At 65.1% G+C, this 24671-nt stretch carries 23 protein-coding genes; 1 reads left to right on the top strand and 22 read right to left on the bottom strand.

What is annotated here, in order from left to right; genetic code table 11:
* From hypE to AB5K84_RS11180, 20 genes are all read right to left on the bottom strand, one after another.
* Positions 1–1041: a hydrogenase expression/formation protein HypE gene (gene hypE, locus AB5K84_RS11275; protein WP_011089665.1), complete on the bottom strand. Its 1041-nt coding sequence runs from the start codon at positions 1039–1041 to the stop codon at positions 1–3.
* Positions 1038–2180, bottom strand: coding sequence for a hydrogenase formation protein HypD (hypD, locus tag AB5K84_RS11270; protein ID WP_011089666.1), 1143 nt, complete (start codon positions 2178–2180; stop codon positions 1038–1040). The genes hypE and hypD overlap by 4 nt, the downstream gene beginning before the upstream one ends.
* Positions 2177–2413 (bottom strand): HypC/HybG/HupF family hydrogenase formation chaperone, encoded by a 237-nt coding sequence (locus AB5K84_RS11265; RefSeq protein ID WP_011089667.1) that lies wholly within the window; start codon positions 2411–2413, stop codon positions 2177–2179. Before AB5K84_RS11265 ends, hypD begins: the two co-directional genes overlap by 4 nt.
* Positions 2413–4674 (bottom strand): carbamoyltransferase HypF, encoded by a 2262-nt coding sequence (hypF, locus tag AB5K84_RS11260; protein WP_011089668.1) that lies wholly within the window; start codon positions 4672–4674, stop codon positions 2413–2415. Before hypF ends, AB5K84_RS11265 begins: the two co-directional genes overlap by 1 nt.
* Complete coding sequence (hypB, locus tag AB5K84_RS11255) at positions 4671–5579, bottom strand: hydrogenase nickel incorporation protein HypB (protein ID WP_011089669.1); 909 nt, start codon at positions 5577–5579, stop codon at positions 4671–4673. The genes hypF and hypB overlap by 4 nt, the downstream gene beginning before the upstream one ends.
* Positions 5579–5920, bottom strand: a complete 342-nt coding sequence (gene hypA, locus AB5K84_RS11250) for a hydrogenase maturation nickel metallochaperone HypA (RefSeq protein WP_011089670.1) — start codon at positions 5918–5920, stop codon at positions 5579–5581. The genes hypB and hypA overlap by 1 nt, the downstream gene beginning before the upstream one ends.
* Positions 5913–7001 (bottom strand): nickel-dependent hydrogenase large subunit, encoded by a 1089-nt coding sequence (locus AB5K84_RS11245; protein ID WP_011089671.1) that lies wholly within the window; start codon positions 6999–7001, stop codon positions 5913–5915. The genes hypA and AB5K84_RS11245 overlap by 8 nt, the downstream gene beginning before the upstream one ends.
* A complete protein-coding gene (gene hybE, locus AB5K84_RS11240) occupies positions 6998–7507 on the bottom strand; it encodes a [NiFe]-hydrogenase assembly chaperone HybE (RefSeq protein WP_011089672.1) in 510 nt (169 codons plus the stop codon). The genes AB5K84_RS11245 and hybE overlap by 4 nt, the downstream gene beginning before the upstream one ends.
* The gene (locus tag AB5K84_RS11235; RefSeq protein ID WP_011089673.1) at positions 7504–7713 is read right to left on the bottom strand and encodes a rubredoxin; all 210 of its coding nucleotides are present in this window, start codon (positions 7711–7713) and stop codon (positions 7504–7506) included. Before AB5K84_RS11235 ends, hybE begins: the two co-directional genes overlap by 4 nt.
* A complete protein-coding gene (locus tag AB5K84_RS11230) occupies positions 7710–8573 on the bottom strand; it encodes a hydrogenase expression/formation protein (protein ID WP_011089674.1) in 864 nt (287 codons plus the stop codon). Before AB5K84_RS11230 ends, AB5K84_RS11235 begins: the two co-directional genes overlap by 4 nt.
* A complete protein-coding gene (locus AB5K84_RS11225; RefSeq protein WP_011089675.1) occupies positions 8570–9016 on the bottom strand; it encodes a hydrogenase expression/formation protein HupG in 447 nt (148 codons plus the stop codon). Before AB5K84_RS11225 ends, AB5K84_RS11230 begins: the two co-directional genes overlap by 4 nt.
* Before the next feature lie 272 nt (positions 9017–9288).
* Positions 9289–9585, bottom strand: coding sequence for a HypC/HybG/HupF family hydrogenase formation chaperone (locus AB5K84_RS11220; protein ID WP_011089676.1), 297 nt, complete (start codon positions 9583–9585; stop codon positions 9289–9291).
* A 26-nt stretch (positions 9586–9611) separates the two neighbouring features.
* Complete coding sequence (locus AB5K84_RS11215; RefSeq protein ID WP_011089677.1) at positions 9612–10190, bottom strand: HyaD/HybD family hydrogenase maturation endopeptidase; 579 nt, start codon at positions 10188–10190, stop codon at positions 9612–9614.
* 16 nt (positions 10191–10206) lie between these two features.
* Complete coding sequence (gene cybH / locus AB5K84_RS11210; RefSeq protein ID WP_011089678.1) at positions 10207–10950, bottom strand: Ni/Fe-hydrogenase, b-type cytochrome subunit; 744 nt, start codon at positions 10948–10950, stop codon at positions 10207–10209.
* A 9-nt stretch (positions 10951–10959) separates the two neighbouring features.
* Complete coding sequence (locus tag AB5K84_RS11205; RefSeq protein WP_011089679.1) at positions 10960–12750, bottom strand: nickel-dependent hydrogenase large subunit; 1791 nt, start codon at positions 12748–12750, stop codon at positions 10960–10962.
* Positions 12751–12779: 29 nt separating this feature from the next.
* Positions 12780–13871: a hydrogenase small subunit gene (locus AB5K84_RS11200; RefSeq protein WP_011089680.1), complete on the bottom strand. Its 1092-nt coding sequence runs from the start codon at positions 13869–13871 to the stop codon at positions 12780–12782.
* A 197-nt stretch (positions 13872–14068) separates the two neighbouring features.
* Positions 14069–15508 carry a nickel-dependent hydrogenase large subunit gene (locus AB5K84_RS11195; protein WP_011089681.1) on the bottom strand — a complete coding sequence of 480 codons (1440 nt, stop codon included), beginning with the start codon at positions 15506–15508 and terminating at the stop codon, positions 14069–14071.
* A complete protein-coding gene (locus AB5K84_RS11190; protein ID WP_011089682.1) occupies positions 15505–16521 on the bottom strand; it encodes a HupU protein in 1017 nt (338 codons plus the stop codon). The genes AB5K84_RS11195 and AB5K84_RS11190 overlap by 4 nt, the downstream gene beginning before the upstream one ends.
* A gap of 67 nt (positions 16522–16588) precedes the next feature.
* Entirely contained in the window at positions 16589–17911 is a 1323-nt protein-coding gene (locus AB5K84_RS11185) for a DUF3422 domain-containing protein (RefSeq protein ID WP_011089683.1), read from the bottom strand.
* Between the two features lie 112 nt (positions 17912–18023).
* Positions 18024–20072 carry a methyl-accepting chemotaxis protein gene (locus tag AB5K84_RS11180; RefSeq protein ID WP_236842126.1) on the bottom strand — a complete coding sequence of 683 codons (2049 nt, stop codon included), beginning with the start codon at positions 20070–20072 and terminating at the stop codon, positions 18024–18026.
* A gap of 427 nt (positions 20073–20499) precedes the next feature.
* Here AB5K84_RS11180 and cybH (AB5K84_RS11175) point away from each other — a divergent pair, with 427 nt between their 5' ends.
* The gene (cybH, locus tag AB5K84_RS11175; protein WP_038965636.1) at positions 20500–21225 is read left to right on the top strand and encodes a Ni/Fe-hydrogenase, b-type cytochrome subunit; all 726 of its coding nucleotides are present in this window, start codon (positions 20500–20502) and stop codon (positions 21223–21225) included.
* Here the strand turns inward: cybH (AB5K84_RS11175) and AB5K84_RS11170 are convergent, their stop codons facing one another.
* On the bottom strand, positions 21226–23541 hold the full coding sequence (locus AB5K84_RS11170; RefSeq protein WP_011089686.1) for a TonB-dependent receptor: 2316 nt from the start codon (positions 23539–23541) through the stop codon (positions 21226–21228).
* Positions 23522–24667 carry a HoxN/HupN/NixA family nickel/cobalt transporter gene (locus tag AB5K84_RS11165; RefSeq protein WP_011089687.1) on the bottom strand — a complete coding sequence of 382 codons (1146 nt, stop codon included), beginning with the start codon at positions 24665–24667 and terminating at the stop codon, positions 23522–23524. Before AB5K84_RS11165 ends, AB5K84_RS11170 begins: the two co-directional genes overlap by 20 nt.
* Positions 24668–24671 lie beyond the last annotated feature (4 nt).

Below are 24671 nucleotides of genomic sequence, written 5' to 3'. Positions count from 1 at the left end.
TCAACAGATTCTCGGCAGTTGCTCGCCCGACAGCCAATCGACGATTCGACCGCCGCCGAAGCTCGTCGCCATCTGCACGAAATGATGATCGTCGGCAACGGCCTCGCCAATGTCGGCGGCGTCGCGGCCGAGCGGATGCGCCCGCATCGCGGCCAGCACCGCTCCGGCGGCCTCCGGCGCGACGATCGCGACCAGCTTGCCCTCATTGGCGACGTGAAGCGGATCAAGTCCAAGCAGCTCGCAAGCCGCCGCCACGCCCGGCTTCACCGGGATCGCCTCCTCGAGGAGATGGAAGCCGAGGTTGGACTGCTGGGCGATCTCGTTCAGCGTCGCGGCAAGCCCGCCGCGCGTGGGATCGCGCATCAGGCGGATGCCACGACCGCCGGCCTGCACCATCCTGGCAACGAGATCGTGCAGCGACGCCGAGTCCGAGACGATCTCGGTCTCAAAAGCGAGATTCTGCCGCTTGGACATGATGGCGACGCCGTGGTCGCCGAGCGTGCCGGAGATCAGGACGCGATCGCCGACGCGGGCCTTCTCGGCCGACAGATCGAGCCCGTCAGGCACGACGCCGACGCCCGCGGTCGAAATGAACAGGCCGTCGGCCTTGCCGCGCTCGACCACCTTGGTGTCACCGGTGATGATGTGGACGTCGGCCTCGCGCGCCGCCGCCCCCATGGACTCCGCGATCAGCTTGAGGTCGGCGAAGCGAAAGCCCTCCTCGATGATGAAGCTCGCCGAGAGATAGAGCGGCTTCGCGCCGGCCATGGCGATGTCGTTGACGGTGCCGTGCACCGCGAGCGAGCCGATATTGCCGCCAGGAAAGAACAGCGGCGAGACCACATAGCCGTCGGTCGTCATCACCATGCGCCCGGCGCGGACGTCGAACGCCGACTGGTCGTTGCCGCGCGCCAGCCATTCATTGCCGAAGGCTTCGTGGAACAGGCCGGAGATCAACTGCGCCATGGCGCGGCCGCCCGAGCCGTGGGACAGGTCGACGCAGCCGTTCCTGATGTCGAGCTTGCGCTGATAGGCCTTCATGACGCCCGCCTCTGCTGATGATCGCGGAAGCGGCCATAGGTCCAGTGCGCGGCGCAGGCGCCTTCGGAGGAGACCATGCAGGATCCCATCGGCGTCTCCGGCGTGCAGACGGTGCCGAACAGCTTGCAATCCACCGGCTTCTTCACACCGCGCAGGATCGCGCCGCATTCGCAGGCCGGATTGTCGTCGACGCGCAGCTCGTTCATGTCGAAGCGGACCTCCGCGTCGTATTTCGCGTAAGCGCGCTTCAGCTTCAACCCGCTATAAGGCACCTGCCCGAGCCCGCGCCACTCGAACTGATCGCGCAGCTCGAAGATGTCGGACACTTCTTCCTTGGCGCGCAGATTGCCGTCGCGGCTCACGGCGCGGCTGTACTGGTTCTCGACCTCATGCCTGTGCTCGTTGACCTGCCGCACCAGCATCAGGATCGCCTGCATCATGTCGAGCGGCTCGAAGCCCGCGATCACCACCGGCTTGCCGAACTCCTCGGCGAAGAACTCGTAAGGCGCAGTACCGATGATGGTCGAGACGTGGGCGGGTCCGACAAAACCGTCGATCTCGACGCGGCCGATGTTGCGGATGTCCGGGCTCTCCAGGATGTTCTGCATCGCCGGCGGCGTCAGCACGTGGTTGCAGAACACGCTGAAGTTTTCGAGTTGCTTCTTCCCGGCCAATCGGATCATGACCGCGGTCGGCGGCGTCGTGGTCTCGAAGCCGATGGCGAAGAACACCACCTCGCGCCCGGGATTGTCCTCGGCGATCCGGATCGCGTCGATCGTGGAATAGACCATGCGGATGTCGGCACCACGGGCCTTCGCCTTCAGGAGCGATGCGCCCTGCGAGCCCGGGACGCGCATCAGGTCGCCATAGACGCACAGGATGATGTCTGGCCGCTCGGCGAGCCGGATCGCCATGTCGATGCGCCCGGCCGGCAGCACACAGACCGGACAGCCGGGCCCGTGGATCATCCGCACGTTCTTCGGCAGCATGTCCTCGAGGCCGTAACGCGAGATCGCGTGGGTATGGCCGCCGCAGAATTCCATGAAGCGATAGGGCTTTCGCGGATCGGCTTCCGCGCGGATCGCTTTCGCGAGCCCGAGCGCGATCTCCTTGTCGCGAAACTCATCGGCATATTTCATGACGCGGCTCCCTGTCCCTCGGTGCTGAGCTCGCGCAACAATTCGAGCGTCCGCCTCGCCTCCTCCGGATCGATCTTGGTCAGGGCGTAACCGACATGGATGATCACGTAGTCGCCGACGGCGAGGTCCTCGATCAGGGCGACCGAAATTTCCTTGCTGACGCCGTCGATGGAGACGATCGCCATCTCGTCGGGCAGGAGTTTTGTGACCTCAGCGGGTATCGCGAGACACATCAGGCGGTTCCTTCCTGGCCTTGCGGTTCGAGGAGTTTGAGTGCGGCGATCCAGGCCTGCCCGAGGCTGAGACCGCCGTCATTGGGCGGCATTTGCCGCGGCAACAGCGGCGAGAGGCCGGCAGCGATACAGCCGCGCTCGATCTCGGAACTGAGGATCGCGTTGAGAAAGCAGCCGCCGCTCAAGGCGACGGTCGTGATGCCGGTCTCGCGCGCCGCGCGGCCGATCCAGTCGACGCAGGCGGCCGCAAGCGTGCCATGGAACAGCCCGGCCCCGTCGACCGGATCGATGCCCTCGGCCGCAAGCCGCGCAAGCAATGGAAACAGGGACAGCACGCCATCCTCGATCGTCCAGCCGCTCTTCGCGATGCGTGGCGTGCGAACATGCGCCTCCAGCTTCATCGCGGCTTCGCCCTCATAGCTCTGCACCGGGCAGAGACCGAGCAATCCCGCCGCTGCGTCGAACAGCCGGCCGGCGCTGGTCGTCACCGGCACGCCGGGCTGTTCGAGCATGGCGCAGAGACGTGCGGCCTGCGGCTGCGCCGCGAAACGGGTTGCGATCGCATCGCTGCGGCGAAGGCCATGCAGCACGCTTGCGGCCATGCGCCACGGCTCGCGCGCGGCACGATCGCCACCCGGCAACATCATCGGCGCCAGATGTCCGAGCCGCCGGAACTGCGCGCTCTGGCACAGCAGGAGCTCGCCGCCCCAATTGCCGCCGTCGCTACCCTGGCCGAAGCCGTCGAGCACCAGCGCCAACGCAGGTCCCGTGAGGCCATGCTCCGCCATGACGGAAGCGGCATGGGCATGATGGTGCTGGACCGCGATCAGCCGCTTTCCGCTCGCTTCGGCGAAGCGGGTCGAAGCCATGTTCGGGTGCAAATCATGGGCGATAACTACCGGCTCGACGTCCAGCGTCGACAGCAGATGGCCGACGGTTTCCTCGAAGAAGCGGACGCCTTCCGCGGTGTCGAGATCGCCGATATGCTGGGAGACGAAGGCCTCGTTGCCGCGCGTGACCGTCACGGTCGACTTCAGCGCGCCGCCGACGGCCAGGATCGGCGGCACGGTCTGCGCGAGACGAACCGGCTCGGGCACGTAACCACGGGCGCGGCGGATGAACCGCGTCCGCCCGGCGACGACCGCCGCCACGGAATCGTCGGCGCGCGTGACGATGTCGCGGTCATGGGTGACGATGAGATCGGCGATGCCGGCAAGGCGCAGCTCCGCCTCGCGATTGTCGAGCAGAAGCGGCTCGCCGCCGGGGTTGGCGCTGGTGGCGACGGTCGCCCAACTTTCGCCGGCCCGCTTATGCACCGAATTCAGCGCCTCGAAGATCAGGTGATGAAGCGGGGTGACCGGCAGCATGATGCCGATCCGCGACAGCCCCGGCGCAATCGCAGGCGCGAGCCTATGGCGGGACGTCATCAGCACGATCGGCCGCGGCGCCATTTCGAGCAACGCAAGCTCGGCAGCGTCGGCATCGGCGATGCCGGCGACCGCGTCCACCGAGCCGACCATCACGGCAAACGGCTTTTGATCGCGCTCCTTGCGCTGCCGCAGCCGCTGCACGGCCGCTTCGTCACGGGCATCGCAGATGAGCTGATAGCCGCCGAGCCCCTTGATCGCGACGATTTTGCCTGCGGCAATCGCGGCGGCGATGTCTTGGATCTCGTGGCTGAGCCTTGGGCCGCATTGCGGGCAGGCGATCGCCTCGGCGTGGAAGCGGCGGCTCCTGGCGTCGGCATAGTCGTCCGCACAGACCTTGCACATCGCGAAGCGCTTCATCGCGGTGGTGGGGCGATCGTAGGGCAGCCGCTCGGCGATGGTGTAGCGCGGACCGCAATGGGTGCAGTTGACGAAGGGGTAGCGATGAAACCGGCTGGCGGGATCGAACAGCTCGCTCAGGCATTCCGGACAGGTCGCGGCATCGGCGACGATGCGCGTCGATACCCTGCCCTGCTTGCTGGCGCGGATGCAAAACTCCTCGCTCGCCATGGCGCCGACCGGGTGCACCGAGATCTCGTCGATGCGGGCGAGCGGCGGCTTTTCGAGCGGCAGCGCCGCGACGAAGTCCGACGCGCGCTCTCCTTCCACCTCGATGATGACGCCGTGGGGATCGTTGGCGACGAAACCGCCGAGGCGATAGCGCGTGGCGAGGCCGTAGACATAGGGACGAAAGCCGACACCCTGCACCGCGCCGCGCACATGCAGGCGCAGCCGCCGTCCGTCCAGTGCTGTAGCCTCGCCGCCCATTGTCATTCCGCCGCCGTCATCGCGGCCGGCGTCGTCGCCGCCATCCGCTTGCGGATCCAGGCATAGAACGCCGCAAAGCCTTCGCCGGTGCGCGCCGACAGCGTCAGCACCTCGATCTTCGGGTTGACCCGCCGCGCATATTCGATGGTCCTGGCGAGATCGAAATCGAGCACCGAGGCGAGATCGATCTTGTTGATCAGCATCAGGGACGAGGCGGCGAACATGTCAGGATATTTCAACGGCTTGTCCTCGCCCTCGGTGGTCGAGAACACCACGATCTTGCAGGCTTCGCCAAGATCGAACGCTGCCGGGCAAACGAGGTTGCCGACATTCTCGATGAAAAGCAGCCCGCCGTTCAGCCAAGGCAGCCGGTCATAGGCCTCGCCGACCATGGCGGCATCGAGATGGCAGCCCTTGCCGGTGTTGACCTGGATCGCCGGCACGCCGGTCGCGCGAATGCGCTCGGCATCGTTGGAGGTCTGCTGGTCGCCTTCGATCACGCCGATCGCAAAACTGTCCTTCAGCTCGGAGACGGCACGGACCAAGAGCGAGGTCTTGCCGGCGCCGGGGCTCGAGACAAGGTTGAAGGCAAGCACCTCGTCGGCGCGGAAGCGGGCGCGATTGTCGGCGGCGAGCCTATCGTTCTTGCCGAGGATGTCGCGCTCGACCTGGATGATGCGGTCGCTGCTCATGCCGGCGATCTTCTGGCCGGCCGGATTAGCGCCGCAGTCGAGCAGCCCGGCATCGCCGTGGGCGTGATCGTGGTGATGATGGTGATCTTGGTCATGACCGTGGTGGTGGTGATGGTGCCCGTCGTGACCATGATCGTGGTCATGCCCGTGATCATGATGATGATCATGGGCATGTTCGATGGACGCCTTGCCGTCGCTGCAGCCGCAGACCGTACACATCAGTCGACCTCCAATTCCCTCACGCGCATCTCTTCGCCGCCCGTCACCTGCAATTGATAGCCGCCGCAGGACGGACACGGTTCGTATCGCTGCTTGATCTCGACGCTTTTGGAACAGGCCATGCACCACGCCGTGCCCGGCGTCTCGACGATCTCGAGTTTGGCGCCTTGCGCGATGGTCCGCGCGGCGACGGCCTCGAAGCAGAATTGCAGGGCCTCCGGCGCGACATGGCTGAGCGCACCGATCTCGAGGCAGACGACGTTCACCTTGGCGAAAGCGCGCTTGCGCGCTTCCTCCTCGACGATGCCAATGATGCCTTCGCACAGCGCCATCTCATGCATGGCCGGCCTCGCGAAAATCCAGGCTGAAGCCGACGCAGGGATCGAAGGAACCGACCAGCGCGCGAACCGCATCCTGGCCCGGTCGGCCGGCGGCGAGCGTCGCGCCCTTGAGGCTTTGGACCAGTGGACCGCGGGCGTGAAAGTTCCACTCGGTCGGCGCCAGGAATTCGAAGTTGACGATGCGATCCTCGTCGTCGAGTACGACGGCGTGATAGAGCCGGCCGCGCGCGCATTCGACCGCGGCCGCGCCCTTGCCGGCGCCGAGCCGATAGCTCGCCACGATACCGCGTTCGAGATCCGCGTCGCCGTGATCGAGCCAGGTGCAGAGCTGCGCGACCTCGGCAATGCGCGCCCTCAGGCGCGCGGCGGGGCCCGCCGCCGTCGATGAAATCTCTTCGCGGTGCGCCCTGCGTGCCCAGACGCCGGTTTCCGGAATCTGGCCGCAGAGGTCCGGCGCATCGGAATAGGCCGCCCCGTCCGCCAGCAGACGCGCGACGATATCGAGATCGTTAGCCGCGGTCAGGAACGACGGCTCGGCCAGCGGCCGCGACACCAGCCTGCCATCGCATCCCTCGACGGAAGCTGCGAGCGCGCTGCCCGACGCAAGCGCATGGTCTTCGGAGATCCCCAGCGTGCCGACCGCGGTCCTGATCTGCGCGACCGCATCGCGACGCAGGGCCTGCGGCACGGCCTCGCTCGGACCGCCGAGGAGCGCACTCGCCTGCATCACGGCGCGCATCGCCGCAGCGCTTGTGCCGTCGAGCGCGCGCCGTCCGACGAAGAGGCCGCGCAGCAATTCGGTCAGCCGTTCGGCGACGACCACGGTGAGGCGATGCCGCACCGTCGCGGGCGCCGCCTCCTGCCCTTGCGCAGCTTCCACTGCCGACAGGAATGCGACCTGATGGGCAACCGAGCAGAGCGAGAACAGCCGCGGCAGCACCGGGAGCAGCGAGGCCGCCGGCTTTCCCGCAAACAGGCGCGTCAGCGGCGGCCGGCTGCGCGGCTGGATCGCGACGTCGGCGATCGTGGCGCCGGAGAGCCACACCGTAATGTCGATCTCGTTGCGGAACGAGAGGCTCATCCCCGCCGCTCCGTCAGAGTACCCCGCAGGAAGTTACGCCGATCGATCGGGGTTGTCGCGGGCTCGCGGCGGCGAACCGCCTCCTCGCTGTCGGCCGGCAGCATCAGCTCGGCAAGCGCGGCTTCAGCCGTCGCCCGCGCGGCGTCCATGTCGGCGAACTGGAACATCGGCGAGAACAGCGAGCAGCTCGCGATCCGGCCGATTTGCCCGACCTCGCTGATGGTGAACTCGATATCGCCCGCGGGAAAACGAATACGCGCGGTCGCGCCCGAGGTGGCCTGTGCCACCGCGCTCGCCGGCAGCACCACGTTCATGAACCAGGGCGTGACCATGATGCCGACGATCGTGCCGTTGAAGGCGCGGAAGCCGACCGCTTCGACGCCGAGCGCATCGTTGTAGATCGGCAGATCGCGCATGGCGCGCTCGCCGATCTCCCGATAGCTTCCGGCCAGGAGATCGCCCCATGCCACGGCGTCGGCGTCCGGATTTGGCGCGCTCCCGGTCATGATTCGATCGCCATGAACTTGGACTTCGGGGCGTCGCAATTCGGGCAGTGCCACTCCTCCGGCAACGCCGCGAACGGCGTGCCGGGCGCGATCTGCGCCACATCGTCACCGTCAGCCGGATCATAGACGGTCCAGCAGATGCCGCATTCCAGCCGCGTGACGTCGGTGACGTCCTGGCGCACGCCAAAATTCTCGAAGGCGCTCATTTGAAATAGGCCTCGATGATTTCCTTGAGCCGCTCGGCGGAATCCTCGAAATCCTCGTCCGCGGCCAGCGCAACAGTCGGCACGCCGCCGACTTCGAGCGTATCGAGAATGATGGTGTCCATGGCGTTGAAGAACTGCACGGACCAGACATTGCGGATGCCGGTGGACAGCACGCGGCAGGTGCCGTAGCCGCGCGACACCAGTTGAATCGGTCCGTTCCGGATCGTGTCCTGCAAAAAGCTCATGTCGACCGGGCTCATCGGCAACAGCGTGAAATTGATGATCTGCGAGCGGATGCCGGGCCGCCACGCGAGCGCGCGCTCGCGGATCTCGGCGAGCACCGGCAGCACGTTCATGGCACCCTCAGGCACCTGTCCGATCTCGAAATCGGCGGATGTCAGGTCGGCGGCCGCGCGCTTGACGATCTCCGGTACGGCGCCGATCTCGAGGTATTCGTGGTTGGCGTCGGTCTCGAGCCGCACGCGCCAGATCCCTGCCAGTACCGATTCCTGGATCTGCGCCAGCGATCCATCCGGCAGCGCGACGACGCCGGCGACCTCGCCTTCGCCGAGCACATCGGCAATGAGCTTGCTCTCGAGATCGTTGAGATTGGCGAGCCGGAACAATTGCGACGGCGCGTCGGCTTTCTGGCCCGCGATCGCATCTGCGATCCGCGAGAGCAGCGCGACCGCGTTTGGGCAGCTCCTGGCAAGCTCCGCGCTGTCGAGCGTTGCAAGCTTGGCGAGCGCACCGGCCGCCGTGAGGCTTCCTTTCGATGCATTGAGACTCTCTTCGCCGATCGGAAACACGCTGACCGGTTGCTCGGCGCCTTCGGGCGCATCCCAGAATCCGACTTTCATAACTCGACACCTTGTGTGCGGTGCTGGGGCACGATGGTGACGGCCACCGCGGCGCTTTGCCCGCGCGGCCGGTCGATCAGCTTGGTGATGCGGTCGACATAGACTGACCAGTCCTGGATCTTGGCGATCAGCCCCAGTGTCTCGCCCTTGGCGACGAAGATCAGCGTCGGCTGCACGCGGACGCCAAAACGCTGGCCGAGCGCGCTCTCGTCGCCGCGCGCGATGACCGCACCGCGCAGCCGGCCGCCGAATGCGGCGATCAGCTCTGGCAGCACCACGGCGACGTCGGTCGCCTCCGGAAAGCGGTTGGGATCGCCCGCCGACAGCAGCACGGCGATCGCACCAGCCTCGTCTGCTGCGCCAAGAAAATGATCAACCGTCGCGGCATCGACCTCATTCAGGCCGTGCCGCGTCAGATCATGCTTCCCCACCTGGAATTCCATTGGACCTCCCCTGACAAGCTTATGAATTGCTCGGGATAGGGGTTAGCAAGGCATGTGCCACGATATGTTAGCGACTTTCCGGGTTTATCTCATTGACCTACATCAGATATTTTATTGCGCGCCGATGACGCAGCCCCCCGATGATAAGATACTTTCCATATTCAGTGAAAGCCATCTTTGCAGATAGAAAGACGCATTCCAGGTAGCTTGTGGCGCCCGCACGCCGATCCGGCCGCGGAGGCGGTGATCCCACTTGATTCCTGGACGTTGGCTTATTCGGACCGCAGGTGCGCTGGCAGTTGCGGCTCGCGGTCGATCAGGTCGGCGAAGAAGCGGTCGCAATCCTCACCGTCGAGCGCAGCACCAAGACCGTCGATCGCGGCGCCAATCAGGCGCGCCTCTTCCTCATCGAGAAGCCGGATCGCGGTGTCGATATAGACCAGCACGTGGGTGCCGACCGGCGGGTTGGAGAGCAGCAGCATGGAGACGCGGCGCTGTTCGCCGCGAAATGCGCACAGCGCCGAGACGCCATCCGTCTCGACAATCGTCATCGGCAAGCCGAGGCACATCGTGCTTTCTCCGGAGATCGCGCCTCTCAGGCCGGCCGCATCTCGTAATTGGCGTGATCGATGTCATTGGCGAGCAGCCGCTCGGACTCCGCCAATGGCGCGCTGCGGCGGCTGACCGTGACGCCCCACTCGGCCAAGACCTGGCAGGCGAGATCGATCGAGGGCGCGATCTGGTCGCGCACCGGCGGCGTCAGCGGCCCGCCCCAGTCTTCGAGATCGAGCGGCTGGCAGCCGATCAGCACGAGATGCTTCGGGCACCGGCCGAGCAGGTCGGCGGCGCTGATGACCTCCTGGAAGCCGGTCTGGTGCAGGCTCATCTTCTTGGCGCCGGTGAAGCGAGGCACCTCGTCGTCGCGCACGAGCTTCAACCGGCCGGGCTCGAGCCCATAGTCGATGGCGTCGAACACGATAAGGCGGTCGGCCTCCTCCAGATAGTTCACGAGGTACAGCCCCTGCGTGCCGCCGTCGAGGATGGTGACGTTGTCAGGCACGGCGTAGCGGCGGTGGAACTCCTCCACCGCGCGCACGCCAAAGCCTTCGTCGGCCCACAGGATGTTGCCGATGCCGAGCACCAGGATGCGATTGTCTTGCGAGGATGTCGGCATCGTCAGTCTTCCCGTTTCAGTCGCGGAATTGCCGCTCGCCCGAGATCATCGAGGAGATGATGCTCTGGCGCGACATGATGTCTTCACGGACCGCGGCGTAGATGTGCACCATCACGAACACGACCAGCGCCCACATGCCGAGATGGTGCCAGGTGTGGACGTCCTGGCTGTTCGGCCAGATCGCAAACACCCAGCCGAACAGCTTGTGCTGCCAGCTGTCGATGCCCTGACCTTCCGAATAGAGCGCAAAGCCGGTGACGATCATGAAGGCCACGAACAGGGTGAAGCCCGTGAACATCGCGGTTTGCGCCAGCGGGTTGTGCCCGACATACATCTTCGGCTCGCGTTCCAGGAACGCGTACCAGCGGATCTCGTGCAGCACTTCCTTCCAGAACTGCTTGCGGTGAACCGGGATGTAGAAGATCTGCCGGGAGTGATGGTTGCCGACGAAGGCCCACAGGATACGCGTGAGGAAGAACACCGCGAGCACCTGTCCCGCTGCGAAATGGGCGAAGCGAATGTAGCCCATCACGAAGTTGTCGGACGCCTCGCCCGCGACCGTCGGCAGCGGCGTTCCGATCAGATAGCCGGTCACCATCAGCACAATGATCGAGAACGCGTTCACCCAGTGGCAGATCCGCACCGGCGCTTCGTAGACATAGACGGTGGGACGCCCCACCGCACGTTCTCCGGAAGCGTCGGCGGCGATCGCCGCGAGGTCGGGCCCGGCGTCGGAGGCGGGAGCAACTGCATCCATCATGGCGACCTCCTACCTGACCTTGACCTTGGCGAGCTCCTGGCCATCCGGGCTCATGACGTGCGTCGAACAGGCCAGGCACGGATCGAAGGAATGGATCGTGCGCAGAATCTCGAGCGGCTGCTCGGGATTGACCATCGGCGTGTTCATCAGCGACGCCTCGAAGGCGCCGATGTTGCCCTTGGGATCGCGCGGCGAGCCGTTCCAGGTGGTCGGCACGACGCACTGGTAGTTGTCGATCTTGGTGTCCTTGATCTTGATCCAGTGCGCGAGCGCGCCGCGCGGCGCCTCGGTGAAGCCGACGCCCTTGGCCTCCTTCGGCCAGCTCTCCGGCTTCCACTTGTCGACATTGGCGGTCGAGCTGTCGCCGGCCTTGATGTTGGCGACGAGCTTGTCCTGGAAGTAGCGCATCTGCCGTCCGGCCCAGACGGATTCGAGCGCGCGCGCGGCGGTGCGACCGAGCGTCGAGAACAGCGCCGACGTCGGCAGGTTCAAATCCCTCAGGAACTTGTCGACGGGATCCTTGAACTCGGATTTGTTCTGCGCGTAGCCGACCACCCAGCGCGCCAGCGGGCCAACCTCCATGGCGTGGCCCTTCCAGCGAGGTGCCTTGATCCACGAATACTTGCCGCCCTCGTCGAGCTGCTCGATCGCGGTCTTGGTGCCCTTCGCATTGGGCCCCAGCACGTAGTTCGGCTCGGTGACGCCGTCCCAGGGATGCAGACCCTTGGTCTCGTCGGGGTATTTGTACCAGGAGTGGACCACGAACTCCTGGATCTCGTCGGGGTTGGCGTGATCGACCGGAAACACCTCGGACAGATTGCCGTTGATGATGGCGCCGCGCGGCAGCTTCAGGCTCTTGGCGGAATAGTCGTTGGCATGTTCGGGCACGTCGCCATAGGCGAGCACGCTCTGGCCCGAGAGGCCGCCGCCATAGAGCCAGTCCTTGTAGAACGACCCGATCGCCGCCACGTCGGGCAGATAGACCATTTCGTTGAACTCGATCAGCCGGTCGATGATCGAGGAGATCAGGTTCAACCGCTCCATGTTGATGGCGCCGACGGCACCCGTGCCGTCGACGTTGATCGGACAGGGCACGCCGCCGACCAGCCAGTTCGGATGCGGGTTCTTTCCGCCGAAGATGGTGTGGATCTTGACGATCTCCTTCTGGAAGTCGAGCGCCTCCAGATAATGCGCCACGGCCATCAGATTGGCCTCGGGCGGCAGCTTGTAGGCCTTGCTGCCCCAATAACCGTTCTTGAACGGACCGAGCTGCCCGGACTCGACGAACTTCTTCAGCCTTGTCTGCAGATCCTTGAAATAGCCGGGCGACGACAGCGGCCAGTTCGAGATCGACTGCGCCAACGTCGAGGTCGCCCGCGGATCGGCCGAGAGCGCGGAGACGACGTCGACCCAGTCCAGCGCGTGAAGGTGATAGAAATGCACGACGTGGTCGTGCACCTGCAATGCAAGCTGCATCAGGTTGCGGATCGAATTGGCGTTCTCCGGAATGGTGATCCCGAGCGCGTTCTCGACCGCGCGCACCGACGTCAGTGCGTGGGTGCCGGTGCAGACGCCGCAGATCCGCTCGGTGAACGCCCAGGCATCGCGGGGATCGCGGTTCTTCAGGATCACTTCGATCCCGCGCCACATCGTGCCGGTCGAGACCGCATTGCGGATGACATTGTCGGCGTCGACATTGACCTCGACCCGCATGTGACCTTCGATACGGGTCACCGGATCGACGACGATGCGCTTGCCGGAATTGTCGAGATTGAAGCCGTTGGGAGTCTGGATACCCATGGTGTTCCTACCCTAGTGTTTCTCTTCGCTCAGCTGTTGTGGTCGGCGTCTTCGCGCTTGGTCGCGAGCCGCTTCACTGCGGTCACGGCCGCATGCGCGGCCACCGCGGCGCCGACGGCGCCCGCCGCCACCATGCCGATCTGATCGGCGTTCTTCTCGATGCCGAACTGCTTGATGTTGGTGAGACGGTCGTAGAACGAGCCCTTGTCCCAGAAGCCGTCCTCGGAGCAGCCGATGCAGCCGTGGCCCGACTGGATTGGGAAGGACACGCCGCCGTTCCAGCGCACGGTCGAACAGGCGTTGTAAGTGGTCGGGCCCTTGCAGCCCATCTTGTAGAGGCAGTAGCCCTTGCGGGCGGCCTCGTCGTCCCACTCCTCGACGAACTGGCCGGCGTCGAAATGCGGACGGCGGTAGCATTTGTCGTGAATGCGCTGCGAGTAGAACATCTTCGGCCGGCCCTGGCGGTCGAGCTCGGGCAATTTGCCGAAGGTGGTGATGAAGGTGACGACGCCGGTCATCACTTCGGCGATCGGGGGGCATCCCGGCACCTTGATGATGGGCTTGTTGGTGATGACCTTGTCGATCGGCGTCGCCTGTGTCGGATTGGGCTTTGCCGCCTGCACGCAGCCCCAGGACGCGCAGGCGCCCCAGGCGATGATCGCCATCGCGTCCTCGGCCATCATCTTGAGCTTCTCGACGAACGGCTTGCCGCCGTCGATGCAGAACATGCCGCCTTCGTTCAGCGGCGGATTGCCTTCCACCGCGAGGATGTACTGGCCTTTGTGCTTGGCGCGGGTCTCCTCGAGGATGGCCTCCGCCTGGTGACCCGCGGCCGCCATGATGGTGTCGTCGTAGTCGAGCGAGATCATCGACAGCACGGCATCCTTGACCAGCGGGTGCGCGGACCGGATGAAGCTCTCGGAGCAGCAGGTGCATTCGAGGCCGTGCATCCAGATCACGGGCACGCGCGGCTTGGTCTCGAGCGCGTTCGCGATGCGGCTCGCCGCCAGCGGCCCGAGCCCGAGGCTCGTCGCCGTCAGGCTGCAAAATTTGTGAAAGCTCCGACGCGTGATGCCTTGCCGCCTGATCACGCTGTAAAACGTTTCCGTCGCCGCGCCCATGTATCCTCCCGCCTTCGCTTTGACTTTTCGATGACGCCAAGGACAGCAAGAAGCAGGCCAACAGCCTGGAGCGATTCAAAAGTGGAGAGATTCCAGAACGTTGGGTGTTTGAATTGCTCGCAGGAGCGGTACACGAGGACGCTGGAGATACGAGAAGCGGAAACAATTCGATTTGCAGCCGGCAACGAAGTTTCCGGTCAGTGCGCGGTGCACACCATGCAGGGATCGAACGAGCGCACGATGTGCTGGATCGCGACCGCACGTGGGCCGGCATCGCCGACATCGGTGCCGACCAGCGCCTGCTCCAGCGGGCCGCCGACGTCGAAGGAATCGCGCGGCGAGAAATTCCAGGTGGTCGGCGCGATGATCTGGTAGCGCTCGATCCTACCCTGGCTTACCGCCATCCAGTGCCCGAGACTGCCGCGGGCGGCTTCGACGAGCCCGACATAGCTTCCGTCGGGGATCTCGCGCGCATTGTTGCAGAATGGCTCCGACAATCGCAGCGCGCGCGTCCACTGCTCCATGGCCAGCGCGATGCGCGCGGTCTCGATCAGCCGGGCGATCACGCGGCTGCGCACGTTGGTGCCGTCGCGCGCGACCAGATCAGTGATCAGCGCCTGACCGGCCACCGTCTGGCGCGCGATCGCGCCGACTTCGATCGGCTGGCCCGACAGCCGCGGCGCCTTGCACCAGCTATAGGCCGCCGGCTTGTCGGGATCCGGAACCGTGCTGCTATGGGCGGGATCCGCGGAGGAATCCCGCATCCAGGCGTGCGAGACGTCCTCGGTGATCTGCGTCAGCGGCAGCGGTTCGATCGTGGCGCACGGACCGAACAGGCCGCGTGGAAACAACTCGCCGTCGACGCCATGATAGGCGCCGTAGCTCATCATCAAGCCAGTGCCCCTGCCGAGCCCGGTCAACGCAAGACTGTCCGCAAGCCGCAGGAAATGGGCGAAATCGCCGCCGCGGCCGTCGCGCCAGCTATCCAGCTCGTCCGCGGAGGCAATCGCCAGCACATTCTCGAGCGAGTCCGCGAAGACGACACGCTCGAGAAAGCTTCGAAAGGCCGTCGTGATCGACAGCAGCCGGACGCGCTCGCCAAGGTCGATGGCGCGCGTCGAGCCGCCTGGCTGGAACGCGAGGCTATGCGGCCATTTCCCGGCGATGATGCCCATGGTCTCGAGCAGCCGCGCCCGCGCCGGCAGGGCATCGCGCGCTGCGCTGCCGCGGGTTGCTGCAAAGCGCTCGCGCGTCTCCGAGTGCCAGCTGTGCGCCGCATAGGCCTCGCGGGCAAAGTCGGGCATGAAAAAGATATAGAAGTGGGTCAGATGGTCGGCCGCATTCTCCGCCGCATGGGCGATGTTGGTGGCGAGCAGCCCGTTGGGCGCAGCCTCGATCGACATGGCGTCGCGCAGGGCGGCAGCCGCCGCGACCGATTGCGAGACCGAGCAGATGCCGCAGATCCGCGGCGCCAGCGCCAGCGCATCGAGCGGTGGCCGTCCCTCCAGGATCTGCTCAAAACCACGGTAGAGCGGCGCCGTCACCTCGGCGCGCATGACGCGGCCGCTCTCGACGTCGAGGCGGACTTCGAGATCGCCCTCAACACGGTTGAACGGGCCGATCGTGATCCGCGTCATGGCTTGCCCTTGGCCGTCGAACGGCCCGGCGGCACGACGACGTGGTCGGCGGTCGCATTCAGCCGCACGCGCCGCGGCGTCGCCGACTTCGACAATGCCGCGAGCGCGACGAACCAGGCCTTTGGCATGTCAGTCGGCAAACCAACCGGAATGCCGGCGAGCTTGGCGGTCTCCAGGAAGTTCTGCGCCCCTTCGAATCCCGGCGAGGTGCAGGCGATACAGGCATAGCCGCCCTTGGTGCAGGAGCCGCCGCCGTTCCAGGAGCGCTGGTTGCAGTCGCCGACCGCCTGCGTCGCCTTGCAGCCGAGATGCTCCATCAGGCAGCCGCGCTCCGACATCGTCTCGGCGCTCGCCTTGAACTCGTAGAACTCGTTGCGCGAACAGCCGTGATGGGCAAGATGATTGGCGATGAATTTCGGCCGTCCGTAACCGTCGAGATCGGTCGCGGCAAGATCCTTGCTGGTCAGTGCTAGGATGGTTTCCATCATCCAGCCAGGATGCGGCGCGCAACCCGCGACATTGATGACGGGCAGACCGAGTCGCGAACGGAAGCCCGCGCCCAGCGCGCCGCCGCTGTCGGAACCTTCGAACTGCAACCCCACGGCATCGGTCGGGTTCGATCCCGCGGCCGGCACGCCGCCATAGGCAGCGCAGCTTCCGACCGCGATCACGTAGTCGGCGAGCGGCGCGAGATCGAGCATCCAGCGATAGACCGAGCGGTTGGTGCCCGCGAGCATGTTGAAGCGGCCGCTGTCGTTCGGGCCGCGGGCGACGGAGCCTTCCAGCAAGAGCAGATCCAGCTGCACCTTGCCGTCCAGAACGGACTGGAGCACCTCGACCGCTTCCTCGCCCGTCTCTTCGCTCACTGACGGATGCCACAGCAGGTTGATGCCGAACTGCCTCAATTCGTCGAACCAGCCGGAGGCGCCGCTTTCGAGGATCGACATGGTGCAGCCGCCGCAACTGGCTCCCTGCAGCCAAAGCACGTTGGTCGTCCCATCCGATCGGCTCATGGCTCCTCCTTAGCCCGCAAGCATCCGTCGCTCGTAGCACAAGAGCAAGGCTCTGGCTTGAGGGAACTCAATCATGCCCACCCGACGTCGCGCCGTCATGCTTCAAGTGCCGCTGGCGAATCCGGTGCGTGACAATCCAGGTGACGCCGATAGCGACCGGCACGAACAGCGCGGTCGCCAGCGACGGCTCGACATGTACGCCGCCGTCATGCGCGCCCTTGGCAAGATACCCGAACAGGCTGACGACGTAATAGCCGATCGCTGCCACCGACAGGCCCTCGACCGTACTTTGCAGGCGCAATTGCAGCTTGGTGCGCTCGTTCATCGAACGCAAGAGGTCACGATTTTGCTCCTCCAATTCGACGTCGACGCGGGTGCGCAGGAGGTCGGCGGCGCGCGCAAGCTTGATCGACAAATTGGCCTGACGCTCCTCCAGGGCGGCGCAGGTCCGCATCGCCGGCGCCATCCGGCGGGCGAGAAACGACGACCAGGTCGGATAGCCTGCGATCTCGCCGCCTTCGATCACCCCAAGTCGAGCCTGCACGATGTCGTAATAGGCCCGGCTGGCCCCGAACCTGAACAGGCTGCCGGCGGCGCCGCGCTCGAGCGAGGCGGCGAGCGCAGTCAGCTCGGTCAGAAGGTGATTGTTGAGCTTGAGGCCCTCCGCACCCTGCATCTCCTCGAGCACCTCGACCAGTCGGCGCCCGATGTGATCGACCGATGGTGCGAGTTCGAGCGCAGCCGGCAAGCCGAGCAGCGCCAGCGTGCGATAGGTCTCGATCTCCAGCACGCGCTGCACCAGAGCGCCCAAGCGGCCCGGCGACAGGCCGTCGTTGCAGATGAGGATGCGAACAAAACCATGGTCGTCCGCGCGAAAGTCGGAGGCGACCACGGCAGATCCGCTGCGGACCGCCGCCATCGCGAGGCTGCCTCGTTCGAAAACCTCCTGGGCACGCTCCAGCGCCGCCGAGGTTTGCTCGACCCCGAGCTTGACCGCGACCAGCAATTGGCCGGACTGCGACAGGGAGCGTATCAATGCGGCGGGCCCATCGCCGATCTCGCCGAAACTCCGAGCGGACGTATCCGCGTTGCCGAGGATCCAGGTAAAGGTGGTGAACTCCGAGTGCTGCTCCCAGCGCAGCTGGATCGCGCCGATAGCGACCTGATGATGTTTCGTTCCTTCATCCGGCGGCTCCTGCCCGTGCGACGTGCAGAACGCGACAAACTTCTGCCGATTGGCGGCGGCAACCTCGCCCTGGCTGAGAAAGGCAAAGCGCAGCACGGTGAGCGGCGCCGTCAGCCGGGTGAACGGGCGGGCATGCACCTCGCCCAGCACCGCACCACGCTGCGGGTGCAGCTCAAAACCGGCGAGATCGAGGTCACGGTTCATCGGTGGTCCCTTGGGTAGGCGCTCTCAGGCCGCGGTGTACCGCGAACCTCGCCATTCACTACCACAACACACCCATGCTCTTGCAATCACCTGTTGGCAGGATAGGCCGACCTCAGGCTGCGGCAACATTGGCCATGAAACCGTCGAGCTCGACGCGCAGGCGCTGGCTGGCCTCGGTCAGGCCGCGGGCCGATTGCAGCACGGCGGAGGCGGCCGCGCCGGTCTCGGTTGCCTCGCGATTGACCTGTTCGAGATTGGTCGAGACCTGACCGGTACCGGAGGCCGCATGCTGGGCGCTGCGCGCGATCTCCTGCGTCGTCGTCGTCTGCTGATCGACGGCGGTCGCGATCGAGCCTGATATCGACGAGATCTCCCCGATCGTGCCGGCGATCGTCTTGATCGCCGCGATCGATTCACCCGTCGCCTGCTGCATGCCCTGGATGTGCGCGCCGATCTCCTCCGTGGCGCGCGCCGTCTGACTGGCGAGCGATTTCACCTCAGAGGCCACCACCGCAAAACCGCGGCCGGCATCGCCTGCACGCGCCGCTTCGATCGTGGCGTTGAGCGCCAGCAGATTGGTCTGCTCCGCGACCGCCGTGATCAGTTTTACGACGTCGCCGATCCGGTGCGAGGCCTCGGACAATGCGGCAATGCGCACGTCCGTGTCCCGCGCCTGTTGCACCGCACTTTCCGAGATGTCGTTGGAGTTGCGCACCTGTGAGCGAATCTCGTTGATCGAAAGCGACAGTTCCTCGGCGGCGGCGGCGACCGAACGGATGCTGCCGACCGCTTCCCGGGAAGCGCCAGCCACCGCTGTCGTCAAGTCGCCGGTCGCTTCCGCATTGCGCGACAGCGTCGAGGCGGCGGCTTCCAGTTGCCGGGCCGAGCTCGATATGTCGTTGACGATGTCGCCGACCGCGGTCTCGAACGTGCCGGCAAATCGCGTCAGCTCCGAACGGCGAAGCTCCGCTGCCGACCTGTTGCGCTCCTCGATCTCGGCCGCCTCCCGCTCGGTGCGCTCGATCGCCTGGCGCTTGAACATCTCGACGGCGCCGGCCATTTTGCCCACCTCGTCGCGGCGGCCGAGGCCCGGCAGCACGATCTCGTGCCTGCCGCGGGCGAGTTCCGTCATGGCAGCGCACATGGCGATCACGGGACGCGCAATGCCGCGTCCGACAGCGAAGGACAGCACGAGGCCGATGGCGATCGATGCCAGCGCCAGCGCCACTACGACCGACTGGCCGCTGGCGATCTGCTCCGACGTCTTCTTTTCAGCCTCGGCCTGCTCGGCCAGTGCCACGCGCTTGAGCGAGCTCGCCGCCCCCGACAGGCTATGGCGCAGCTTCCACATGCTTTCCACGAGGCGGTCGATTTCCTGCGCGGACGCCACGACGCGTGCGACGCTTTCGCCATAGAAGGCGAGACGATCGGCAAGCGCCTTCTCGCCGATGGCGTCCATCGAGCGCAACGCGCCGCGATCGACCAGGCGCTTGATCGTCTCGAGGCGTTGCGCGGCGGCCTGCGCCAGCGCGTCATCATGGCGCTTCAGCTCGGCGGTTGCGAGCAGATCAACGACCTCAAAGCGGTTGAGCGCGCCTCCGATTTCATCAGCATCGCCGGGCGATACCTTCGCATCCGCAAGGATGGATTTGATCGCACGCGACTGATCTTCCATCACGGTACCCGACCGGCTGATCTCCGACTGCAAGGCCAGCACCTTGTTGAAGGCGTCGGTATAGGCGCGATAGGCCTCGAACAGCTCCTTGATGGACTGCTGCCAGCTCAAGGTGGAGGTCTCGGTCTTGGCCGCGGTAATGGCTCCTTCCAGCCTTCGCCTCGCCTCCTCGGCCGCAGATTCCGCCTCCTTGGTGCCAGCCATGGCGAAATAACGCGCGTTGCTCTGATAGGCGGACAGGGAACTGTCGATCTCGCGCGCGTAGTCGGACTCTGACATGCTAACCCGGTAGACACCGAAGCCGTCGAGGATCTTCTCATAGCCGAACCAGGCGCCGGCCATGGTGACGGCCGACAGCAGCAGCACGACCGCAAAGCCGATCATGATCTTTGCCCGGATCGACACGTTGGCGAAGACCGGCTCGCTCTTGGGAAGACTCATGGCGGCGGCGTTCATCCGCCCATGGCCGTGAAATAGGCCTGACATCGACTGCCCATCCCGGGCAAAAACGCGTGCAACGAAGCTCAGATTCATTTCGCAATACCCGTTCTCGGAAAGCTCGCAATGATGCGACGATGCGGCCACTCCCCTAATCATCGGTAAATCGAAAACTGCTGCTCCGCAGCGAACGAAGCCTCCAACGCGGCGACGCTCAGCGTTGCGCCGCGTGCAAATTGAACGACTGCGCCGCTTGCGATGAAGAAACCGCAAGCAGTTTCAAGCAAGGCCTGAAAGGCGAATTTCCAGCATGAGATAAAACATGTTTCCATTTCGACGCATCATGCGGCGCATAAGCGCTGTACGAATTTTTTTCGCGGCGGGGATTTTGCAAGAGAGCGCGCGCGATATTGTCGGAAAGAGTGAGCTGATTCGTTTGTTCCTGCGTCGGATCGCTTTTGGGCAGGAGCAATCGATGACTGAGATTTCCGAGATTCCCGGCACGCTCGATGCGATCGGCGCCGCGGGGACGAGCCGCCAATCGATCTATGTGTACGAAGCGCCGGTGCGGATCTGGCATTGGCTTAATGCCGCGCTCATCACCATGCTCGTGATCACCGGCTATCTGATCGCCTCGCCGCTGCCGTCGATGCCGGGAGAGGCTTCCAACTGGTACACAATGGGCTATATCCGCTTCATCCATTTCGCGTCGGGACAGGCGCTTGCCGTTGCCTTCCTCTATCGCATCTACTGGGCGATCGTCGGCAACGCTTATGCACGGCAACTCTTCGCGCTGCCGTTCTACAACCGGATCTGGCGCTGGGGTTTTCTATACGAGCTGCGCTGGTATCTCTTCCTGGTGCGCTACCCGAAGAAATATGTCGGCCATAACCCACTCGCCAATACCGCGATGTTCCTGTTCATCCTCGCGATGGTCGGGATGATCATGACCGGATTTGCCCTTTATGCCGAGGGCGCTGGCATCGACAGCCTGTGGTATCGTTTCTTCGGCTGGGTGTTCAAGATCTTTCCGAACAGCCAGGACGTCCACACCATCCATCATCTCGGCATGTGGTTCATCGTGGTGTTCGTCATCCTGCACATCTACGCCGCGCTGCGCGAAGAAATCATGTCGCGCCAGAGCATGCTGTCCGCCATCATCACCGGCGAGCGCACCTTTCGCGACTCCCGACCTGACTAGCTAGAACGTCCCCGCGACCGTCAAGCGGAACGACAGCGGCTCGACCGGATGCAGCACGTAATCCATCACTCCGTTCCGGCAGACCGCGGCGGGCGCAACGCCGCCGGTGCAGAGATTGTACAGCGCGTCGGTCTTGAGCAACGAACCGTAGGCATAGGTAATCTGGTTCGCTCTTGCGTCGAACAGATTGAGCACGTCGAGCTGGATGCGCCAGCCATTGTCAGCGCGGTAGCCGAGGCGGCCATTGAAGATGCCGGTCGCTGACGAGCGGAACGCATTGTCTTCCGTCAGCGGGCTCGCCGCCAGATAGCGCCAGCGCAATGATCCGAACCAGCCGGTCTTTTCGCCGAGCGTGATGCCGGCGGACGCCACCATCGGCGGCGCGTTCGGAATGTAATTGCCGGGCGCGTTGCCGATCTGCGCCTCCGGATAGCCGGCGAGCGCGGCGTAGACCTCCGCCTGGTCGCTGTCATAGCCGCGGAAGCGCGCACGGGTCATCGCCAGATCGGCGTCGATATCGATCCAGGATCGCGGCCGGCAATGGTTGGTCCACTCGAAGCCATAGCGGCGGCTGGCGCGGGTCGCCTCGGTGTTACCGGCATCGCCGGAGAACAGGATCTCGGAATCCTGGTCGAGGATGAAGACGCTGAACGAGGTGTCGAGGCCGGGAATGATCCTGCTGCGAACGCCGACCTCAGCGCCCCTGGTGCGCACCAGTAGCGGCGACGGCGAGAGCTTTGTGGCGGGATCGCTGGGGTCTTCCGTCGTGGTGGCGCCGCGGGCGTCGTTCGAGTGCATGCCGTAGCCTGCGCCGAGGAAGAATTCGGTCTGGTTGAAGGGACCGAGCACCATCCGGAATTTCGGGCTGCCGAGCGAGGCATCAGCGTGGCCGGAGTTGTTGGAATTGAACAGCGAGATGACGTTGGCGGCATAATAGTCACCGCGCCAGCCGACGGTGGTCCGAAGCCAATCGGTCCAGCGCAGGGTATTTTCGGCGTAGACGCCGACGCTGCCTTCGCCGACCTTGTCGCTGCGGACGCTGGAGAGGTAGCTGCGGTGGACCGTGTTGGTCAGCGCCAGATCAATCGCGTCATAGCGCGATTGCAGGCCGACCGTGGTCTGCATCGGCAGGCCCGCAAACGAGCCGTTCAGTGTACGGGAGATATTGGCGCCGGCCATCAGGCGGTCGTCGTGCTGGTGAAACTGGTCGCCGAGCACGGGATCGCTGAGGTAATAGGTGAAGTTGTTGAAAAGATCGAGCTGGCTCTTCACGACATAGGCATTGGCCTTCCATGAGCCGAGCTCGTCGCTCTGCGCGACGCGGCCCGAGAGCGCGAAGCGGTTGGTGTTTCCGCCGTCGGTCGAGTCTTCCGAGCCGAACCGGTCGAGAAAGCTGCTCGTTATCGCGCGCTGCGGCACCTGGTCGGTGGAATTCCATTTGTTAGCATAGGCCATGCCGGTGACGGTCAGGCCATCCGTCGCGGTGCCCTGGCTAAAACGCACGAGACCGTTGAGCTTGCGCGCATTGTCCGGATTGTCCCAGGGGCCGTTGTAGGTGCCGATCTCGCCGGCGACGAGCACCGCGCCCTCACCGAGCTTCGCGGAGTCCATGCCGAGCAGACGCCGATAGCCAAAGCTGCCGGCAGTCACCTGTGCGAGGCCCTTCTCGGTGCGGTCGATCAGGCCGATGCGCACGCTGCCGACGGAGGCGAAATCGCTCTCGTCGGCGAAGTACGGGCCCTTGCGCACGTCCATCGCGCTGATGGTCTCCGGGATCAGCCAGTTGAGATCGGCATAGCCCTGGCCGTGCGCGTGGGTGCGCATGTTGACGGGGACGTCGTCGACATAGATTGCGAGATCGGTGCCGTGGTCGAGATTATAGCCGCGCACAAAATACTGGTTGGCTTTGCCCTCGCCGGAATGCTGGGTCACGATCAGCCCCGGCACGGCTTCGAGCACCTCGCCCGGCCGCGTGAAGGGGCGCGCATTGAGCTCTTCGCCGGAGACGGTGAGCGCGCTGGCCATGCCCGGCGGCCCCTCTGGGCCGGAGGCGACACTGCGGGTGCCCGACGCTGGCGCTGCTGCCGGATACACAAAGATCCGATGACCGGCCCGTGTCGATGTGCCGGCGTGCCGCGACGCGGGCGGCCTCTTGTGACGCGGTGTCTGGCCGGCAAAAATCTGGACCGGCGGCAGTTCGCGCAGGCCGCCATCGCTCTGTGCGAAGGCGTTGCCGTCAACCACGAGGAGCCAGAGGGCTGAGAGTACCGTCGGCGGACCGCAGCGTCGGCAAGACTCAGACCGCCTCGGTCGCATCAGCGCATTCCAGGACTTCCGTGTCGGCAAGGCCCGAGCTGCCCGCAATTAGGCGGCGGTAGAGCACGATCGAGAGCAGCCAGGCGATCGCGAACAACGCGATCACGGCGAGGCCGACATTGGCGAGCGACTCGTTGAGGGCGTCGATCAGCGTCCACACACCGCCGGAGAGATCGAGCCGGTTGCCGATCAAGCCCAGTGCCTCAATGCCGCCGATGAACAGCGCGACCGCGACGGAAGCGCCCGTAATGGTGAGGTTGTACCAGAGCTTTCGCATGGGATCGACGAAGGCCCAGCGATAAGCGCTGACCATCAGCGTCGAGTCCGCGGTGTCGACCAGTGCCATGCCGGCGGCGAACAGCGCGGGAAAGACCATGACGTCGGCGAGCGAAGCGCCGCGCGCGGCCTCAGAGGCGGAGATGCTGAGCAGGCCGATCTCAGTTGCAGTGTCGAAACCGAGCCCGAACAGGAAGCCGAGCGGATACATGTGCCAGGGTTTTGTCACCAGGCGGAACATGGGGCCGAGCAAGCGCACCAGGATACCGCGATGAGCCAGCAATGCATCGAGCCCGGCGGCGTCACGAATGCCCTGCTCGCGCGCCTTGCGAAAGGTCCGCCACAGGCTGGCGAAGATGGCGAGGTTGATGGCCGCAATCACCAGCAGGAACAGCGCCGACACCGATGCGCCGATGAAGCTGCCGATCTCCTTGAGCAGGCCATCACCGCCAAGGCTCACCACGCCGAGCGCGAGGAGCATGGTCGCGACCACGACCACGCTGGAATGGCCGAGCGCGAAATAGAGGCCGGCCGATCGCGGCGTACCGCCCGTCTGCATCAGGCTGCGCACGACGTTGTCGATGGCCGCGATGTGATCGGCATCCACAGCGTGGCGCAGGCCGAACACCCAGGCGAGCAGCGCGGTCGCCATCACCACAGGCCGGTCGGCGAACAGCGCGAAAGCCCAGGCCCATGCGACGATGTTGGCGGTGATAAGCCCACCGAAGAGAACAGCGGGACCGGCACAGGAAGCAGTCCGAGACCGTTCGCTCCGTCGATGCGCATTGGCCAAGATCAGCACTCCCCTCGTATGATCTTTTTCTAAACCCGTCATACTGAAGGGCAACATTCGG

Source organism: Bradyrhizobium sp. 1200_D9_N1_1 (assembly GCF_052075915.1).
GTDB lineage: Bacteria > Pseudomonadota > Alphaproteobacteria > Rhizobiales > Xanthobacteraceae > Bradyrhizobium > Bradyrhizobium diazoefficiens.
This window is presented reverse-complemented; position numbering and strand designations above follow the sequence as displayed.

Excerpts from the sequence above, each read along its gene's own strand:
- AB5K84_RS11245 (WP_011089671.1), bottom strand. The coding sequence starts at position 7,001 with ATGAGCCTCTCGTTCCGCAACGAGATCGACATTACGGTGTGGCTCTCC.
- hypE (WP_011089665.1), bottom strand. The coding sequence starts at position 1,041 with ATGAAGGCCTATCAGCGCAAGCTCGACATCAGGAACGGCTGCGTCGAC.
- hypF (WP_011089668.1), bottom strand. The coding sequence starts at position 4,674 with ATGACAATGGGCGGCGAGGCTACAGCACTGGACGGACGGCGGCTGCGC.
- hypB (WP_011089669.1), bottom strand. The coding sequence starts at position 5,579 with ATGTGTACGGTCTGCGGCTGCAGCGACGGCAAGGCGTCCATCGAACAT.
- AB5K84_RS11190 (WP_011089682.1), bottom strand. The coding sequence starts at position 16,521 with ATGAGCCGATCGGATGGGACGACCAACGTGCTTTGGCTGCAGGGAGCC.
- AB5K84_RS11180 (WP_236842126.1), bottom strand. The coding sequence starts at position 20,072 with ATGTCAGGCCTATTTCACGGCCATGGGCGGATGAACGCCGCCGCCATG.
- hybE (WP_011089672.1), bottom strand. The coding sequence starts at position 7,507 with ATGACCGGGAGCGCGCCAAATCCGGACGCCGACGCCGTGGCATGGGGC.
- AB5K84_RS11215 (WP_011089677.1), bottom strand. The coding sequence starts at position 10,190 with ATGCCGACATCCTCGCAAGACAATCGCATCCTGGTGCTCGGCATCGGC.
- hypA (WP_011089670.1), bottom strand. The coding sequence starts at position 5,920 with ATGCATGAGATGGCGCTGTGCGAAGGCATCATTGGCATCGTCGAGGAG.
- AB5K84_RS11220 (WP_011089676.1), bottom strand. The coding sequence starts at position 9,585 with ATGTGCCTCGGCTTGCCGATGACGATTGTCGAGACGGATGGCGTCTCG.
- AB5K84_RS11200 (WP_011089680.1), bottom strand. The coding sequence starts at position 13,871 with ATGGGCGCGGCGACGGAAACGTTTTACAGCGTGATCAGGCGGCAAGGC.
- AB5K84_RS11165 (WP_011089687.1), bottom strand. The coding sequence starts at position 24,667 with ATGTTGCCCTTCAGTATGACGGGTTTAGAAAAAGATCATACGAGGGGA.
- hypD (WP_011089666.1), bottom strand. The coding sequence starts at position 2,180 with ATGAAATATGCCGATGAGTTTCGCGACAAGGAGATCGCGCTCGGGCTC.
- AB5K84_RS11195 (WP_011089681.1), bottom strand. The coding sequence starts at position 15,508 with ATGACGCGGATCACGATCGGCCCGTTCAACCGTGTTGAGGGCGATCTC.
- AB5K84_RS11170 (WP_011089686.1), bottom strand. The coding sequence starts at position 23,541 with ATGCGACCGAGGCGGTCTGAGTCTTGCCGACGCTGCGGTCCGCCGACG.
- AB5K84_RS11185 (WP_011089683.1), bottom strand. The coding sequence starts at position 17,911 with ATGAACCGTGACCTCGATCTCGCCGGTTTTGAGCTGCACCCGCAGCGT.
- AB5K84_RS11205 (WP_011089679.1), bottom strand. The coding sequence starts at position 12,750 with ATGGGTATCCAGACTCCCAACGGCTTCAATCTCGACAATTCCGGCAAG.
- AB5K84_RS11265 (WP_011089667.1), bottom strand. The coding sequence starts at position 2,413 with ATGTGTCTCGCGATACCCGCTGAGGTCACAAAACTCCTGCCCGACGAG.
- AB5K84_RS11230 (WP_011089674.1), bottom strand. The coding sequence starts at position 8,573 with ATGAAAGTCGGATTCTGGGATGCGCCCGAAGGCGCCGAGCAACCGGTC.
- cybH (WP_038965636.1), top strand. The coding sequence starts at position 20,500 with ATGACTGAGATTTCCGAGATTCCCGGCACGCTCGATGCGATCGGCGCC.
- AB5K84_RS11235 (WP_011089673.1), bottom strand. The coding sequence starts at position 7,713 with ATGAGCGCCTTCGAGAATTTTGGCGTGCGCCAGGACGTCACCGACGTC.
- AB5K84_RS11225 (WP_011089675.1), bottom strand. The coding sequence starts at position 9,016 with ATGGAATTCCAGGTGGGGAAGCATGATCTGACGCGGCACGGCCTGAAT.
- cybH (WP_011089678.1), bottom strand. The coding sequence starts at position 10,950 with ATGATGGATGCAGTTGCTCCCGCCTCCGACGCCGGGCCCGACCTCGCG.